This window comes from Streptosporangium vulgare (assembly GCF_042428775.1).
Classification (GTDB): domain Bacteria; phylum Actinomycetota; class Actinomycetes; order Streptosporangiales; family Streptosporangiaceae; genus Streptosporangium; species Streptosporangium vulgare.
In genome coordinates, this window is the sequence record NZ_JBHMBS010000033.1 from 15,694 (window position 1) to 31,775 (window position 16,082).

The 16,082-nt window shown below is 68.6% G+C and carries 10 protein-coding genes; 4 read left to right on the forward strand and 6 right to left on the reverse strand.

Going from position 1 to position 16,082, the window contains the following annotated elements:
- Nucleotides 1-71: 71 nt before the first annotated feature.
- The 5 genes from ACFFRH_RS38535 to ACFFRH_RS38555 all read right to left on the reverse strand — a co-directional run bounded on the left by ACFFRH_RS38535 (nucleotide 72) and on the right by ACFFRH_RS38555 (nucleotide 8,580).
- Entirely contained in the window at nucleotides 72-3,032 is a 2,961-nt protein-coding gene (locus ACFFRH_RS38535) for a glycoside hydrolase family 3 protein (protein ID WP_386162456.1), read from the reverse strand.
- Nucleotides 3,033-3,116: 84 nt separating this feature from the next.
- Entirely contained in the window at nucleotides 3,117-3,932 is an 816-nt protein-coding gene (locus ACFFRH_RS38540) for a carbohydrate ABC transporter permease (RefSeq protein ID WP_344750071.1), read from the reverse strand.
- Nucleotides 3,929-4,813, reverse strand: a complete 885-nt coding sequence (locus tag ACFFRH_RS38545; RefSeq protein WP_344750070.1) for a carbohydrate ABC transporter permease — start codon at nucleotides 4,811-4,813, stop codon at nucleotides 3,929-3,931. Before ACFFRH_RS38545 ends, ACFFRH_RS38540 begins: the two co-directional genes overlap by 4 nt.
- Nucleotides 4,814-4,970: 157 nt before the next feature.
- Complete coding sequence (locus ACFFRH_RS38550; protein ID WP_344750069.1) at nucleotides 4,971-6,275, reverse strand: ABC transporter substrate-binding protein; 1,305 nt, start codon at nucleotides 6,273-6,275, stop codon at nucleotides 4,971-4,973.
- Between the two features lie 10 nt (nucleotides 6,276-6,285).
- Nucleotides 6,286-8,580, reverse strand: a complete 2,295-nt coding sequence (locus ACFFRH_RS38555) for a TIM-barrel domain-containing protein (protein WP_344750068.1) — start codon at nucleotides 8,578-8,580, stop codon at nucleotides 6,286-6,288.
- Nucleotides 8,581-8,928: 348 nt separating this feature from the next.
- Between ACFFRH_RS38555 and ACFFRH_RS38560 the strand changes: the two genes are divergently transcribed.
- On the forward strand, nucleotides 8,929-11,085 hold the full coding sequence (locus ACFFRH_RS38560) for a beta-galactosidase (RefSeq protein ID WP_344750067.1): 2,157 nt from the start codon (nucleotides 8,929-8,931) through the stop codon (nucleotides 11,083-11,085).
- Here ACFFRH_RS38560 and ACFFRH_RS38565 read toward each other — a convergent pair.
- Nucleotides 11,027-11,236, reverse strand: coding sequence for a hypothetical protein (locus ACFFRH_RS38565; RefSeq protein ID WP_344750066.1), 210 nt, complete (start codon nucleotides 11,234-11,236; stop codon nucleotides 11,027-11,029). The genes ACFFRH_RS38560 and ACFFRH_RS38565 overlap by 59 nt on opposite strands.
- Before the next feature lie 477 nt (nucleotides 11,237-11,713).
- Here ACFFRH_RS38565 and ACFFRH_RS38570 point away from each other — a divergent pair, with 477 nt between their 5' ends.
- From ACFFRH_RS38570 to ACFFRH_RS38580, 3 genes are all read left to right on the forward strand, one after another.
- Complete coding sequence (locus tag ACFFRH_RS38570) at nucleotides 11,714-13,015, forward strand: YcaO-like family protein (protein ID WP_386162459.1); 1,302 nt, start codon at nucleotides 11,714-11,716, stop codon at nucleotides 13,013-13,015.
- 295 nt (nucleotides 13,016-13,310) lie between these two features.
- Nucleotides 13,311-15,134, forward strand: a complete 1,824-nt coding sequence (locus ACFFRH_RS38575) for a hypothetical protein (protein ID WP_344750064.1) — start codon at nucleotides 13,311-13,313, stop codon at nucleotides 15,132-15,134.
- Nucleotides 15,135-15,571: 437 nt separating this feature from the next.
- On the forward strand, nucleotides 15,572-15,964 hold the full coding sequence (locus tag ACFFRH_RS38580) for a VOC family protein (RefSeq protein WP_386162462.1): 393 nt from the start codon (nucleotides 15,572-15,574) through the stop codon (nucleotides 15,962-15,964).
- Nucleotides 15,965-16,082 lie beyond the last annotated feature (118 nt).

Here is a 16,082-nt window from a genome sequence, read left to right on the forward strand (position 1 = left end):
CGAAAGGAAGTCACCACATACGCCGCACGGCCCGCCCCCGGTGGAAGGGGGCGGGCCGGGTGAGGGGGCGGTCAGCGGGTGAAGGTCACGTCCTTGATCCGCAGGGCGCCGCGGAAGACCAGGTAGACGTCCTGAGCGCCCCGTACGGCCGAGACGGGGGCGGTGGCCGTGGCCCACGAGTAGGTTCCGCCGGTGGCGGGCACCGGCACGGTCCCGGCGAGCCTGCCGGTCGGGGAGCCGAGGCGGATCTCGACGGAGGAGGCGGCGGTGGCCGCGACCCCGAGCCGCACGCCGGTGACCCCGGCGCGGAAGTCGGCGTCCTCGAAGGAGATCCACTCGCCCGCCGAGGCGCCGACCGCGTCGCCGCGGACCTTGGTCTCGTCGACCAGCTCGACGCCCGAGTAGTCGTCGAAGTCGGCGGCGCGGGTGGTCCGGGTGAGGTCGCGGGCCGGGATGCGCTCGCCGTCCACCCGCATGGTCGCGCGCTGCCGGATCGCGTCCGAGGCCGAGCCGACCAGGACGTCGTGGGTGGACGGCTCCACCGCGAAACGGCCCCTGGTCACGTCCCACAGGGCCAGGTCCGCGGTCCTGAGCGTGAACCTCACGACCTTCGACTCCCCGGGGGCCAGGCTCACCCGCTGGAAGCCGCGCAGCTGCCTGACCGGCTGCTCCACCCGGGACGCGTGCTGGTGGGTGTAGAGCTGGACGACCTCGTCGCCCGCCCGTGAGCCGGTGTTGGTCACCTTCACGCTCACCTCGTGCCCGTCCCCCTTCGCCACGGCCTTGAGGCCCTGGTAGCCGAAGGTGGTGTAGCTCAGCCCGTGGCCGAAGGCGTAGAGCGGGCTCCGCTTCGAGTACAGGTAGGTCGAGCCGGTCTTGACGATGTCGTAGTCGAGGATGTCGGGCAGGGGCGTGCCGGCCCGGGGCCAGGTCTGGGTGAGGCGTCCGGCCGGGTTGGCGTCGCCGTACAGCAGGTCGGCGAGGGCGTGGCCGGTCTCGGCTCCGGCGTGGGTGGTCCACAGGATCGCCGGGACCTTCTCCTGGAGACGGTCGATCGTGGCCGGGTAGCTGTTCTCCAGGATCACGACCGTGTTCGGGTTGGCCGCGCGCACCGCCTCCACGAGCGCCCGCTGCCCCTCGGCGAGGCCGAGGTCCGTCCGGTCGTGGTCCTCGCGGCCGTTGATGAACGGCATGCTGCCGACCACGACCACCGCCACGTCGGCGCTCTTCGCCGCCGCGACGGCCTCGCCGACGCCGCTGCGCACGACCTCCTTCTCGAAGCGGGTGGCGTCCTCGGCGACGGTGAGGCCGAGCGTGCCGTCGGGCGCCGCCTTGACGTACTTGTTCTGGCCGAACCAGTCGTAGGCGGTCTCGTAGCCCGCGTAGCGCAGCAGCGTCGTGCCGTCGGCCTGCGCCTCCAGCTTGAACTGCTCCTGCACGAACCAGCCGGTGGGCTGCTCCTGGTTGTTGACGAGGGTGGACCAGTTGGCGCGGCTGACGTATTTGCCGTTGGCGACGCTGCGCAGGGTGACGATCCCCTGGCCCCAGTCGAAGACGTCGAACTGCTCGGTCGCGCCCGCCGAGGTCCCCGAGAGCCGCAGGTCCGCGCCCGCCCCTGTGCCCGCGGTGAGGTACCTGCCGCCGGACTTGAGCGCGATCCTGTCGACGCCCTCGGAGGTGACCGTGGCGGCGCGCTCCCCGATCCCGTCGAGGGGGGTGACCCGGTACGGGAGCCTGCCCGAGTACCAGTCGGTGTAGAGGGTGTCGGCGAGCGGGCCGACCACCGCGACCTTCTGCGAGGGGCGCAGCGGCAGCGTCCTGCCGGAGTTCTTCAGCAGCACCGCCGCCTCGGCCGCGGTCCGCCGGGCCAGCTTCCGGTGCGCGGGACTGTCGACCACGTCCTTGGTGATCTTCCCGTACGGGCCGCCGTCCGGGTCGAACTCGCCGAGCCGGAACCGGACGCCGAGAATGCGGCGGACGGCGGTGTCGAGGTCGGCCTGGGTGAGCAGCCCCCGCGCCAGCGCCTCGTTCACCGCGGCCACCGTCGGGGCGCCGTCGGTGTTGTCCACCGTGAAGCTCTCGACGCCCGCCTTGAGCATGGCGGCGGCACCTTCGGCCTTGGTGGCGAAGTAGCCCTGGGAGCCGGCGAGGTTGTTGGGCCCCCCGGCGTCGGAGACGTTGAACACCGGCCGGTCCGTCCAGGCCCTGACGGTGGAGTTCAGGTCGGTGACCGTGGCGGGCCGCCCGTTGACCAGGTTGTACGCGGTCATCACGCCGGTGGCCGCGCCCGCCTCCAGCGCCGTTTTGAACGCCGGGTACTCGTACTCGTGCAGGACGCGCGGGCGCAGGCTGGAGGAGGTCGTGTCGCGGCGGACCTCGTTGTTGTTACCCAGGAAGTGCTTGAGCACCGGGGCCGCCCGCAGGTGGTCGGGGTCGTCGCCCTGGATGCCCGAGCCGTACGCGGTGGAGATCGCGCCGGTGAGCAGCGGGTCCTCGGAGTAGCCCTCCTCGTTGCGGCCCCACCGGGGGTCGCGCAGCGGGTTGACCACCGGCGTCCACAGCTGCAGGCCCCACAGGCGGGGATTCTCCGCGTGGTAGCCCCTCGCCTCCTCCCCGACGGCCGTGCCGACCTTCTTGACCAGGTCGGGGTTCCACGTGCTGGCCAGGCCGACGGCCTGCGGGAACACGGTTCCCTCCGCCGCCACGACGTTCCCGCCGTTGTCGACGTCGGTGGACCAGGCGACGCCGTGCAGCGCCTCGGTGCCGGTCTTGAACAGCCCGATGCCGAGCCGCTCCACCGCGGGCTGGTACTGGTGGAGCCAGGAGACCTTCTCCGCCGTGGTGAGACGGCCAAGCAGGTCGTCGACGCGCCTGTCCAGCGGGAGCGAGGGGTCGCGGAAGGGATACTCGGGGGCCGTTCGCACGGTGCCGGCGAGTGGATGCTCGTGGGCCGCGCGGGCGGGGGCCACGCACAGTCCCAGGGTGAGTGCCGTCGCGGCGGCCACCGCGACGGGCTTGGCGGATAACGACATTTCGCCTCCAGGTCAGGGGGAGTCGAAGAAACGCGGCTCTCGGGGCGACGTCCGCCCCCGAGCGGCGTACGGCGTCGAAAGGGGTTATCTGATGGCGCCGACGGTCACGCCGCGGGTCAGTGTGCGCTGGAAGATGAGGAAGAAGACGACGGCCGGGAGGATGCCGAGCAGCGCCGAGGCGCTGGACATCGTCGCGTCCATCATCTTGTCCCCCTGCAGGACCCCCAGCGCGACCGGGACGGTCTGGTTCTCGTTGGAGATGAGGAAGACCAGCGGCAGGAAGAACTCGTTCCAGGTCCAGATGAAGAAGAAGACGAGCAGCACGCTCAGCGTCGGCCTGCTGATCGGCACCACGACCTGCCACAGGGCCCGCCACTTCCCCGCGCCGTCGAGGGCCGCGGCCTCCAGGATCTCGCGCGGGAAGCGGCCGAGCACCGAGGCGAGCAGGTACGTCCCGAAGGCGCTCTGGATCACCGTGAAGATGACGACCACCCCGAGCCGGGTGTCGTAGAGGCCGGTCTGCTTGGCCAGGTAGTACAGGGGGTAGACCAGCGCCTCCTGCGGCAGTGTGTTGGCCACCAGGAAGAGGACGAGGATCCACGTCCGGCCGCGCACCCTGCCGATGCCGAGCGCGTAGGCGTTGAGCACCGACAGCACCGTGGCGAGCACCGCGACCGAGCCGCTGATCAGCAGGCTGTTCCAGAGCTTGCCGCCGAAGTCGACGCGGTTCCAGAATTTGACGATCCCGTCGAGGTAGAGCTCGGAGGGCAGGCCGAGGGGCCCGCCGGAGGAGTAGTCGGCCGGGGACTTCAGCGCGTTGAGCGTGACGATGACGAACGGCACCAGCATCACGACGGCCAGCACGACCAGCGAGACCAGGACCGCGTGTTTCCGGATCATGCTTCCCCGTCCCGGTCCTGGATCCGCAGGAAGAACACCGTCACCACGATGATCACGAGGGTGAGCACGGTGGCGATCGCCGCGCCGTACCCGACGTTGGCCTTCTCGAAGAAGTTCTGGTAGCTGAAGTAGGAGGGCACGAGCGTGGCCCCGCCGGGACCGCCCCTGGTGAGCACGAAGATCGGCCCGAAGACCTTGAGCGCGGCGATCGTGCAGGTCAGCAGGACCACGTAGATCTCCGGCCGGATCTGCGGGATCGTGATGTGCCAGAACCTGCGCCACCACGACGCCCCGTCCATCTCGGCGGCCTCGTACAGGGCGGGGTCGACCCGCTGCAGCCCGGCCATGAAGATGACGACCGGGTAGCCGATCTGGAACCACACCATGATCACCATCACGCTCGGCAGCGCCCAGGCCGGGTCGCCGAGCCAGTTCCTCGGCTCCATCCCCAGCAGCCCGAGCAGCTCGTTGAGCGCCCCGAAGCGCGGGTGCATGATCCAGCCCCAGACGATCCCGGCGACCGCGACCGGCAGCACCTGCGGCAGGTAGTACGCGGCCCGCAGCGCCCCCGCGGTCCGGGGGCCGAACCTCCTGCTCACGTGGTCGAACAGGGCCGACGCGAGGACCAGGCCGATGAGCGTCGGGACGACCGCCATCGCGACGATCAGCGCGGCGTTGTTGCGGAAGGAGGTCCAGAACCGCTCGTCGGCCACGAGCCTCGCGTAGTTGTCCAGCCCGATCCACCGCGGGTCGCCGATGCCCTGCCACCGGGTGAACCCGATCCCGATGTTCATCAGGAACGGCACCGCGATGACCGCGGTGAACAGCACGGCGCTCGGCAGCAGGAAAACCCAGTACCCGCGGTCGCGAGACCTCTGCATCGGAGGTCTCCTCTCTGTTTCTCCGTACGTGGTTCTCCGTACGTGCGACCCGTGCCGTGCCGGTTCCACCGGTTCACGGCGTCACGGCACGGGTCACGGAAGGGGGGTCGTGAAAGAAGGTCGGGGAAGAGGGTCGCGGAAGGAGGCGTGAAGGGGGTCAGTTGCCGATGTCGGCGAGGTTCTCCTCGTACGGCGCGGCGATCTCGTCCAGGACCTGGTCGGAGGTCTTGGTGCCGTTGATGAGGTTCTGCACGCCCGAGACGAGCACGTCGTAGTAGCCGGGCGCCGGCCAGTCGGGGTAGAAGGCGAGCCCGTCGGAGGTCGAGAGCGTGTTGAAGTTCTCGATCAGCTCCTTGCTCTTCTCGTCGGTGATCGCGGCGGTGTCCGCGGCCACCGGGATGCCGCCGGAGTTGCCGAGCAGGTTCTGGATGTCCTTCTTCATCGTGATGTCGATGAAGTCGTAGGCGAGGTCCTTGTTCTTCGCGCTCTCCGGGACGACCCAGATGTTGCCGCTGGACCCGGCGCTCATCGTGTTGCCCGGCCACAGGAACGAGCCCCACTCGAAGTCCTTGACCTCGCTCGCGAAGCGGCCGTACCACCAGCTGCCGGAGACCAGGATCGGATACTTGCCGCCGATGAAGGAGACGCCCATGTCCTCGGCCTTGATCCCGGCGGAGTCCTTGCCGATGTAGCCCTTCTTCACCCAGTCGGCGAGGGTGTCGGCCGCGTACCTGAACTCGGGGCCCTTGAAGTCGACCTTGCCCTTGTAGAGCTGGAAGGCGTCCACCCACGGCCGCTGCGCCTTGCTCAGCGCGAGCTGGTAGAAGATCTGCTGCGCCGGATACTCGGCGCCGCCGACGGCGAGGGGAGTGGTCCCGGCCTTGGCGAACGTGTCGAGCGCGGCGGTGAACTCCTCGAAGGTCGTGGGCACCTTCACGCCCGCCTTCTTGAACGCGTCCTTGTTGTAGTAGACCATCACGTACTCGGCGTAGTTGGGCACGCCGTACCACTTGCCCGCGCCCATGACGCCGCGCTCGTCGTACCGCGCGGTCGTCTGGATCGAGGGGCTGAGCAGCTTGTCCCAGCCCCGCTTGGTCACCTCGGGGGTGAGGTCGGTGAGCAGGCCCTGCTTCGACAGCAGGCCGGCCGAGGCGTTGCCCTTGTTGTACTCCATCACGTCGGGGGCCTCGTCCGAGTTGAGGATCATCCCCGCCGACTGGCGGATCTGCTCGAACGCCTTCTCCTCGAACTTCACCGTCACGCCGGGGTGCGTGACCTGGAACTGCTTGACCGCCTCGGCCCAGGCCTTGCCCATCGCGCTGTCGGCGCCCTCGTAGTGCCAGAGCTTCAGGACGCGGGGAGCGCCCGCGGCGGGCGTCTCCGCCGCCTTCTCGGTGCCGCCGCACGCGACGAGCGCCGCGAGCGCGGCCACCAGGGCGACACCCGCCTTGAGGTTGACCATGGTTCTTCTCCTAGATGGTGGTGATGACGATCGGGACGCCTGGGCCCACCAGTTCGACGCCCGCGATCCGCGCGCTCCCCGAGACGGTCACCCGCAGTCCCTCCCCGTCGGGGACCGCGGTGATCGTGGTGTCCCCGTCGAGGTCGGAGACGGTGGTACTGATCTCACGTGTGCCGGCGCCGTACGCGAGCAGCGTGATCTCCCCGAACGGCCCGTCCCCGACGGTCCCGCCCGGCTCCGCCAGTACGGGGACGACGGCGCCGCGCCGGGCGAACAGCGGGACACGGTCCAGCGGCGTGGCGGCCGTGACGTACCGGCCGCCGGACAGGATCTCGCCCGTCCAGTGGTCCACCCACTCCCCTTCCGGCAGGTAGACCTTCCTGACCTGCTCCGGTGAGGTCATCGGCGCCACCAGCAGGTCGCGGCCGAGGAGGTACTGCAGGTCGGCCTGCCAGGCCACCGGGTCGTCCGGGTAATCCACGCACAGCGCCCGCATCATCGGCGCCCCGGTCCTGGCGGCCTCGACGGCCGCGGTGTAGATGTACGGCATGAGCCGGTAGCGCAGCCGCAGCGCCTCGACCGCCTCCGCCTCGACCTCGGGGAACTCCCACGGCTCCCGGCTGGTGGTGCCGTGCAGGCGCAGCAGCGGGGAGAGCGCGCCGAACTGGGTCCACCTGACGTACAGGTCGTCGGTGGGGCGGCCGGTGAACCCGCCCGCGTCGTGGCTCCAGAACGGGATGCCGGACAGGCCGTGCGCCAGCCCGCCGCGCAGCGTGCTGCCCATCGCGGCGTAGCTGGTGTAGGTGTCGCCGCTCCACTGCGCCGAGTGCCGCTGCCCGCCGAGGAACGACGAGCGCGCCCACACCATGCCGTGCCCGGCGACCTCCCGGGTCACCTCGGAGACGGTGTCGTTGAACAGCAGCGTGTAGACGTTGTGCAGGTCGGTGCCCGACATGCCGTTGGCCGCGACCGCGTCGTGCGGCACGCCCTCGGCGAAGTCGGTCTTGAAGACCTGGACGCCCTGTTCGAGCAGCGGGCGGAGCAGTCCCTTGAACCACTCGGTGGCGGCGGGGTTGGTGAAGTCGACGATGCCGCAGGCCGGGTAGGAGCCGTGCCAGCAGTCGGCCACGTAGACCTCGCCATCAGGCTTTTTAAGGAAATATCCGCTTTCGGCGGCCTGCGGGAAGACCGGGCTGAGGTGGGAGACGTACGGGTTCATCCACAGGCAGACCTTGAAGCCCATCGCGTCCAGCTCGGCCAGCATCCCCGCCGGGTCGGGGAAGCCCTCCGCGTCCCAGCGCATGTCCGACCAGTGCCCGTCCGTCTGCCAGTACGTGTCCAGGTGGAGCACGTCGCACGGGATCCCCCGCTCGCGGATCCGCCGCGCCCTCGCCATCACCCGCTCCTGGGTGTCGACGAAGAACCCCGAGGAGATCCAGGTGCCGAACGCCCACTTCGGCGGGAGCAGCGGGCGGCAGGTCAGCAGGTCGTACCGGTCGAGCACCTCCGGCGGGGTGGGCCCGGCGATCACGTAGTAGTCGATCAGGTCGTCCGGGACCACGATCTGCACGCAGCTGTGCGTGGACTGGCAGACGTCGAACTCCACCGGCGTCCCGCTGTCCACCAGCACGCCGTAGCCCCTGCTGGACAGGTAGAACGGGACGTTCTTGTACGCCCGCTGCGACTCGGCGCCGAACGCGTCGAAGTTCCACATCACCGGCCGCTGGCCACGCTTGTCGAGCCGGGTGAACGACTCGCCGAACCCGCTGAACACCTCGTCGGGCGGGGCCACGAAACTCTCGTGGTAGCCGGCCACCGCGCCGTCCGCGCTGGAGCGGCCGAACGGCAGCGTGCGCAACCGGCCGCTGATGTCGGTGTGCCCCCGGTCCTGCTCCAGCAGCGGCGCCCCGCTCGCGTCGGTGAACCTCAGGTGCCAGGGCGACAAGGTGATCTCCGCGCGGAGCGAGCCCGCGTCGAGCAGGATCGTCCCGTCGCGACTCTCCACCCGCGCCCCGGCGAACGTGCCCGGCGTCACCATGGAGATCGCGGCGGCCGACCTGGTCCGCGCGTCCGCGTCCTCCCCGAGCCTGACCCGGATCACTCCCTCGCCCGCCACACCCACCTGGACCAGGAGCGTCTCCTCCGCCGAGGTCACCGCCTTCAGGATCACCCCGGTCTCGTCGGAGGCCACCGGCTCCGCCGAGATCAGCGCCGACAGGCCCTGCTCGCCGTGTGAGCGGACGGGCAGCTCCGGCGGATCCGCGACGAAGTACTCGTGCGCGACCAACGGGGGACGGTAGGGCATGGGAACTCCAGCGCTCAGGCTTCCGTTTGCTGAATTAGTTTTACGTCCAAACCAACAAACGTCAATGCCCTCACCCTGCCGCGACCCACCCCCGGCACCGTCCTCCGAGCCGGTGCACGCGTCGCCTCGAACGTGACCCGCCGTTGCCGGGAGCCCGCGAATCGTGAACCACGAAGCGGAGGGCGCGAGCGGGGCGCGAGCGCGCGAACCGGGAGCCGGGAGCCGGGAGAAGGAGACAGGAGACAGGAGACAGGAGGCAGGAACGCGCCGCCCCGAGCCCGCGCCCTTGAACGGGACCGGCGGCCCGTGATAATTAGTTTAGCTACCATCCAAACAAAGGAGTGGCCGGTGGACTGGCCTGGACGATCGGGCGGGCTGTGTTACGGCGGGGACTACAACCCCGAGCAGTGGCCGGAGGAGGTCTGGGAGGAGGACGTCGCGCTGATGCGGCGGGCCGGGGTCAACCTGGTCAGCGTCGGGGTGTTCTCCTGGGCCCGGCTGGAGCCGTCACCGGGCGTCCACGACTTCGGGTGGCTCGACCGCGTCCTCGACCTGCTGCACGACGGCCGCATCGGGGTGAACCTCGCCACCCCGACCGCCTCCCCGCCCCCCTGGTTCGGCCTCGCCCACCCCGACGCCCTCACCGTCACCCCCGACGGCACCCGGCTCACCCACGGCAGCCGCGACACCTACTGCGTGCACGCCCCCGCCTACCGCGCCGCCTCCGTCCGCATCGCGGGCACCCTCGCCGAGCGCTACCGCGACCACCCCGCGCTCGCCATGTGGCACGTCCACAACGAGTACGGCACCGCCTGCCACTGCGAGCACGCCGCCTCGGCCTTCAGATCCTGGCTGCGCGCGCGGCACGGCACCCTGGACGCGCTGAACGACGCCTGGACCACCTCGTTCTGGAGCCAGCACTACTCGGCGTGGGAGCAGGTCACCCCGCCCCGCGCCACCCAGTACCTGCCCAACCCGTCCCAGGTCCTCGACTTCCGCCGGTTCGTCTCCGACGCGATGCTCGGCCACTTCCGCGAGCAGAAGGCCGTGCTGCGCGAGCTCACCCCGGGCGTCCCGGTCACCACGAACTTCGTCCTCGGCGACTGGGTGCCGGTGAACCACCGCCACTGGGCGGCCGAGGTCGACCTCGTCGCGATCGACCACTACCCCTCGGCCGACCCGCCCGCCGAGACGGCCTTCGCCGCCGACCTCGCCCGAGGCTGGGCCTCGTCCCCGGCGCGCGACTCGACCGCGGACCCGACACGAAACCCGGCCTCGTCCCCGGCGCGCGACTCGACCGCGGACCCGAGCCCGGCCGTGGAGCGTACCCCCAAACCCTGGCTGCTGATGGAGCAGGCGGTGGTCACCTACACCGGCCCCCGGATGCTCGCCAAGCGCCCCGGCGAGATCACCAGGCTGAGCCTGTCGCACATCGCGCGGGGCTCGCGGGGAGCGATGTTCTTCCAGTGGCGGGCCTCCCGGGGCGGCGCCGAACTCTGGTACGGCGGCATGGTCCCGCACGCCGGGCCCGACTCGCGGATCTTTCGTGAGATCTGCGACCTGGGCGCCCTGCTGCCCACTCTGGAGGACGCCTGCGCGGCTCCCGTCGAGGCCGGGGCCGCGATCCTCTGGGACGCCGAGGCGGGCTGGGCGCTCCAGTCCCCCGGCCTGCCCTCCACCGAGCTGAACTACGCCGAGACCGTACGCCAGGCCCACCGGGTGCTCTACCGGCACGGCGTCACCGCCGACCTCGTCCACCCCTCGGCCGACCTGTCGGCGTACCCGCTCGTGCTCGTCCCCGCCCTGTATCTCGTCTCCGACGCCGACGCCGCCAACCTGCGCCGCTATGTCTCCGGCGGCGGCACCCTCGTGGTCTCCTACCTCAGCGGCGTCGCCGACGAACACGCCCGCGTCCGCCTCGGCGGCCACCCCGGCGCCCTCCGCGACCTTCTGGGCATCCGCGTCGAGGAGTTCCACCCCCTCCCTCCCGGCGTCGCCCTCACCCTGTCCCCTCCGGACATCCTCGACGGCGACCAAGGCGAGTGGGACGGCCAAGAGGACCGGGGACACCGGGGCGAACGGCCGGAGACCGGAACGTTCTGGAGCGAGCACGTCCACCTCGAAGGCGCCGAGGCCCTCGCCGTCTACACCGGCCCTCACACCTCCGGCACCCCGCTCGCCGGCCAACCCGCCATCACCCGCCACCCCTACGGCTCCGGCACCGCCCTCTATGTCTCCACCCGCCTGTCCGACACCGCCTACGCCCACCTGCTCGGCCTGAAGCCCGCCCCCGTTGAACTCGTACGACGCGGCGACTGGCTCTTCGCCATCAACCACAGCGACGAGGAACACGAAGTAGCAGGCTCCCGCCTACCTCCGGGCGGCTTCTCCGTACGAACACGCAGGGCTGATGGCGACAGCGTCGCCATCAGGCCGCCGACCGCTGTCACAACCCGTCCCTGTCCTCAGGCTTGGTCGTCACCTTGTTCGCGGGCGGCGCCTTGAGGGAGACCTTGCCGCCCCAGCCGGTGAAGCGCGTCTCGACGCTGATCGTATTGCCTTCCCACGCGGTGCTGTCGTATATGCCAGTGGGCGGAAAGGACGTGATCAGGCACTGCGGCAGATGGTTTCTGTCCAGAGTGAGCTTGAACGTCACCACAGTCTTGTCGCTCGCCCGGAGCGGCAGGGTGGCGCGGAACCAGGGCGAGACCTTGGACCACGATACTGAGCACGAAGCCGCAGGCCAGTCCCTTATGCCGAATAATGAAACGCTTCATGCATGGATGTGGGGTCATGTATATATCATCCATAAATGAAGGATTTTAGGATCTTTTGCAACACGTGCACCATATATGGTGTTCGCCCGACCTGCTCCCGGGCACCATGAACGCACTTGTGTGAGGGGAGGGTGAGCCTCATGGGTCACGGTGCGGACTATATGAAATCCGAGTCGTTGGACAGAAGCGGTCAGGAACTGACCGAAGTCGAACGCGAGCAGCTGAAAGAACTGCTTCGCACGGCGAAGGCCGACGGTAAGCAGTAGATGCGGAAGCCAAACAAAGGGCATGGGACGGCATCTCCCGCGCCCACCATCTGTTGCCAAAACGAATCGGCGACAGGAGGAAACAAGAAAATGGAGTCGAAAGCAGAGCGTATATGTGGTCCACCATTCGAGGTGGAGCGCACGGTACCACTGCTGGAGGCCATGAGGCGGGTGATGGTTGCCCTGGCGGAACTGGGCTTGGAGCCGGAGCTCACCGATTTGGGCCAGGGCGGCGATCCGACCGCCTGGTCGTGCCGGATGCTCACCGACGGCGGAGCCGTGCCACCGATGGCTCAAGGGATGGGCAAGGGCCGGCGCGAGGAAGCGCGCGTGGGAGCGCTGTATGAGGCGCTTGAGCACTACCTCACCGGCCCGGCGTTGTTCGACCCGACAGCCGTGGAGCTGACTGAATCCGCTCAGATCGCGGCCGGGCCACTGCGGAATGAGGCCTGCGGCGTACTGCTGGCCCAGACACCCACCCAGCGTCTGGCCTGCCACCGCTACCACTCCCTGGGAGGAGGACGGGAGACGCTGGTGCCGCTGTTCTTGTCGGCCCCCTGGTATGTCGAGACCCACGCCGGTCAGCTGCGCGAACAGAGCGCGGATACCTACGACTACCGCCATCTGATGCGCTACAGCTGCAACAGCGGCTCGGCCGTCGGCGTCACCGCAGACGAAGCGCTGCTGCACGCCCTCAACGAGAGCATCGAACGCGACGCCTTGTCCCTACTTCTGGTGCGGTCCTTCCTGTGCGCAGCCGGCTTCCGGCCCACCGTGATCGATCCGGCCACTCTCCCGGGCGAGCTGGCGCATGCCTACTCGGCAGCAGAGCAGCTCACCGACTCCTCGGTGTATCTGCTGGACATCACCAGCGACCTCGGGGTGCCCACCATGCTCGCCTACACCGCTCCCACCCTCCACCACCCACACCGACGCGGCGTCGGCACCTCACTCAGCCCCGTCTATGCCACCTGGCGCGCTCTCACCGAACTCCTCCAGACCACCTTGGGGGAAACCTTGTCGTGGCCCGACGCCCCACTGCGCGGTGAACTCGCGGGGCTCGCCGCCTATCCCGCCCTGCACGCGTGCGGGCAGTTCGACCTCACCGACCACCTGCGCGGCGCCCTCACCATCCCCTTCACCTCGGTCGGCAGGGTGCCCGATCAACCCCATGCGCAACTGCACAGGCTGATCGCCACTCTGAACGCGCACGGCTACACGCCTTACCGTCGCACGGTGGCCACACTTCCAGGCGCGATCACCGCCGTACACGTGATCGTGCCTGGCTTGGAACGTTTCCTGCTGATCACGGACGGTAACCTCATCCTTCCCGGCCCCCGTGGACAAGCCACCGCTCAAGGCCACGAAGGCCGACCGGCTCCTCAACGGTGACCCCCAGGGCCTACCGCCCGTCAAGGACGGCTGGGGCGGCCACGGTTGAAGATCTTCTGGGCGATATTGGGTCGGCCTTTGTCTGGCGGGCAGCAGATTTGCGAAGGATTGGAAACGGCCGGAGCCAAATCCCCTAGCCAATGAATCGCCACAGTATGCATGGTGGCGGTAGGGAAGACAGCCAGGCCGGTCGCCGACAACACGGAGGACCATGCCTCCTCGGTGTCGTATACAGCTTTGCTGACTGCGACAAGGCGCGCCTCGCCTTCCGCGTGAGTGGAGGGGAAGGGGACAGATGAGAAAACCCATCCCCGTATCTCAGAAAATTCCCGACAATGAGGTGCACCGACTACTTGAGTTCTACGATCGGGCGATGCTACAGGCGACCTCGTTGCCGTTGATCGAGTGGCTGCCCTGTCGTCCTTCCCGGTGGCGGCTCCTCCGACCGTTTTCCCGGTTGCCACGGCTGACCTTGGGCACGCGGACGCTGATTATTCGACATATTGACCGATCCCTCTCCGCGCTTGGGCATCGTTACACGGCCCGAGAGGCTCTCGACACGTCCTCGACCAAGCTGACAGAAGACCGCGACACATGCATGCGGTACCGCGAGTCCCTGCCGCTCGGACGATACGAATGGATGGTGATCGGCTTCGCGGTGCCGGCGCTGTTCCTCACCGCGGTGCTCATCGAGGCGGCCAGTCGCTGGACCTCGGAGGGAAGGAAGATCAAGGAACTCCTGGCGGCGACGCTCGCCTACTTCGCCATCGGTTCGCGGTCGGCCGAGGCTGAGAAGGTCGTCACCAAGGCCTTCGAGCTGGGAATCACCGGCCTGCTGGCATCGCTGGCGATCGTGTTGATCGGCTGCTACGTGCTGACCCGGTCGTTCGTTCCGGCCTTTCGGCTCAAGCGTCAGATCCTCAACCTCTCCGATCAGGACGATCGCGACGTTCGTGAGTCGGCGAGTAGCTGGCACGTCACCAAGTCGGTCGGGGCCTACCAGCAGGAGCGGAAGGTCTTCACCGATCTCGGCTACCGGCCGCCCCGGGAGTTCCCACTCGACCTCGTGGTCCTGATCTTCCCGGTCGCCTGCCTGACGGTAGCGGCGGTAGCTCTGGCATTGAGTGCGGCCACCCCGGTGACCATCCGGTGGTGGGCACTGTGGCTTGCGGGTTTGGCGGGGCTACGTGCGGTGTGGCTGTGGTCTGCTTGGCGTGGCCGCCAAGGCCAGGACCGGACACCGCCTGTGGTCGGCATCGCGAAAGGCACTGGCCACTATGTGGAGTCCCGGCCCATCACCGAAGCCGTGGCACTGCCATTCCTGCTTTTTACGGCCCTCTGGCTGTATCCACTGCTGGGGGCGATCACCTTCCATCGCTTCGCCCTGACCGCAGACCGGTTACGTGCCGCGGCAGCCATTCGCAACGGACGCCCCCCACGTGGCGGTCGGCCCCTGCTGGCAGCTGCGGCTTTCGCCATCGCCACACTGATCTACATTCCGGCCCGCTTCGTGTGGAGGGGGCTGCCCGAGCTTCTCCAGGTAGCGGCCTGGGCTTTGGTCGTCACCGCGCCAATCGTTGTTCTGGTCCTCCACCTGTGGCGGTTGGCCGGGCTTTTCGATGTCGACCGGCCAGCGCGCCGTCGGTACCGGAGGTGTGCTGCCGCGGCCTGCTCCCTCCTGCTGGTCCTGCTGGTCTCGCTGGTCCTGCAGAAGATGATGAGGTGGGAGCCGGTACTCCAGAAAGTAGTGCTGGCTCCTTTTGCGGCCATCGCCGCTGGCATTCTTGCGCTGTATGCGCTGCTAATGGGAGCGATTCAACGGTGCCAGAACCGTCTTGTAACAGAAGAACGCCTAACCGTACCGGTCTCGAACGGCATCTGTGAGGACAGTACTGCTCTCGATCGGACATTGACATCTTCGTACGAAGCTCTCGGACGCTCAAGCCCAGTCCATCTGGTCCCGTCTCGCCATTCAGTGAGTCGGCGTCATGTGTCGGGCCGGTTGTCATGGCCTGTGCAGGTATTCATCGAGTATCGTCACGGCGATGTTGACCGGCAGCGGAGGAGACATCACGCCCCCAATACGATAGGTAAATCGGGTGAAGGTCGCCCTCCGTAGCGGATTGCCTGGGTCGGTGTTGGCCTGTCGCGCAGCGTTTCCGGGCCGGGATGCGGTGCCGGATGGTGATGGGTCTGATCAGAACGTCCTTGACGAGGAGTCACAGACTCGCCGGACCGCGCCACCGCACCCTTCTGGTCGGCTCTCCGCGTTCCGGTCCATCCATGATCTCCGCTGACCGGTTGCGCAGATCGCACTGAGAGATCTGGCGGGAGTGGTCGGGCCCAGGAGTGCTCACCCATCGACTCCAACTTCGAGTGCTACCAGGTAGCACTCGAGTGTCGCGCAATACCCGCTGTGTCCATATCGACTCATGGCACGGCGGCTCCGCCCTGGAGAACGGCAGCCAGAGAGGGGCCCGCAGCCTGACCCGATACGGATTGGTCTCAAGAAGCATTCGCCCGTACGGATCATCGACAAGACTTACGGTCATGAAGATGCGGATCGAACTGGTGGCGGTCGTCGTGGAGGACTACGACCGGGCCATCGAGTTCTTCACCAGGGCCCTGGGCTTCGAGCTGGTCGAGGACTCGCCGTCGTTGACGAACGACGGCCGCCCGAAGCGGTGGGTCGTCGTCCGGCCACCGGGAGGTGAGACCGGCATCCTTCTCGCCCGTGCGGACGGCGAGCGCCAGGCCGCCGTCGTCGGGGAGCAGTTCGCCGGGCGGGTGGGGTTCTTCCTGCGGGTGGACGACTTCGACGCCGCGCACGCGCGGATGGTGGCGGCCGGGGTCGAGTTCGTGACCGCGCCGCGCACCGAGCCGTACGGGCGGATCGCCGTCTTCCTGGACATCGCCGGCAACCGATGGGACCTGCTCGGCCCAGCCTGAACACGGACGCCAACACGGACGCCAACACGGACACCGACACCAACGCGGACGCGGACAGCGACCGTCACGCGGCGAAAGCGAGTCCCGGATCCCGATGACCGAGGGGAGGCCGGTGGGC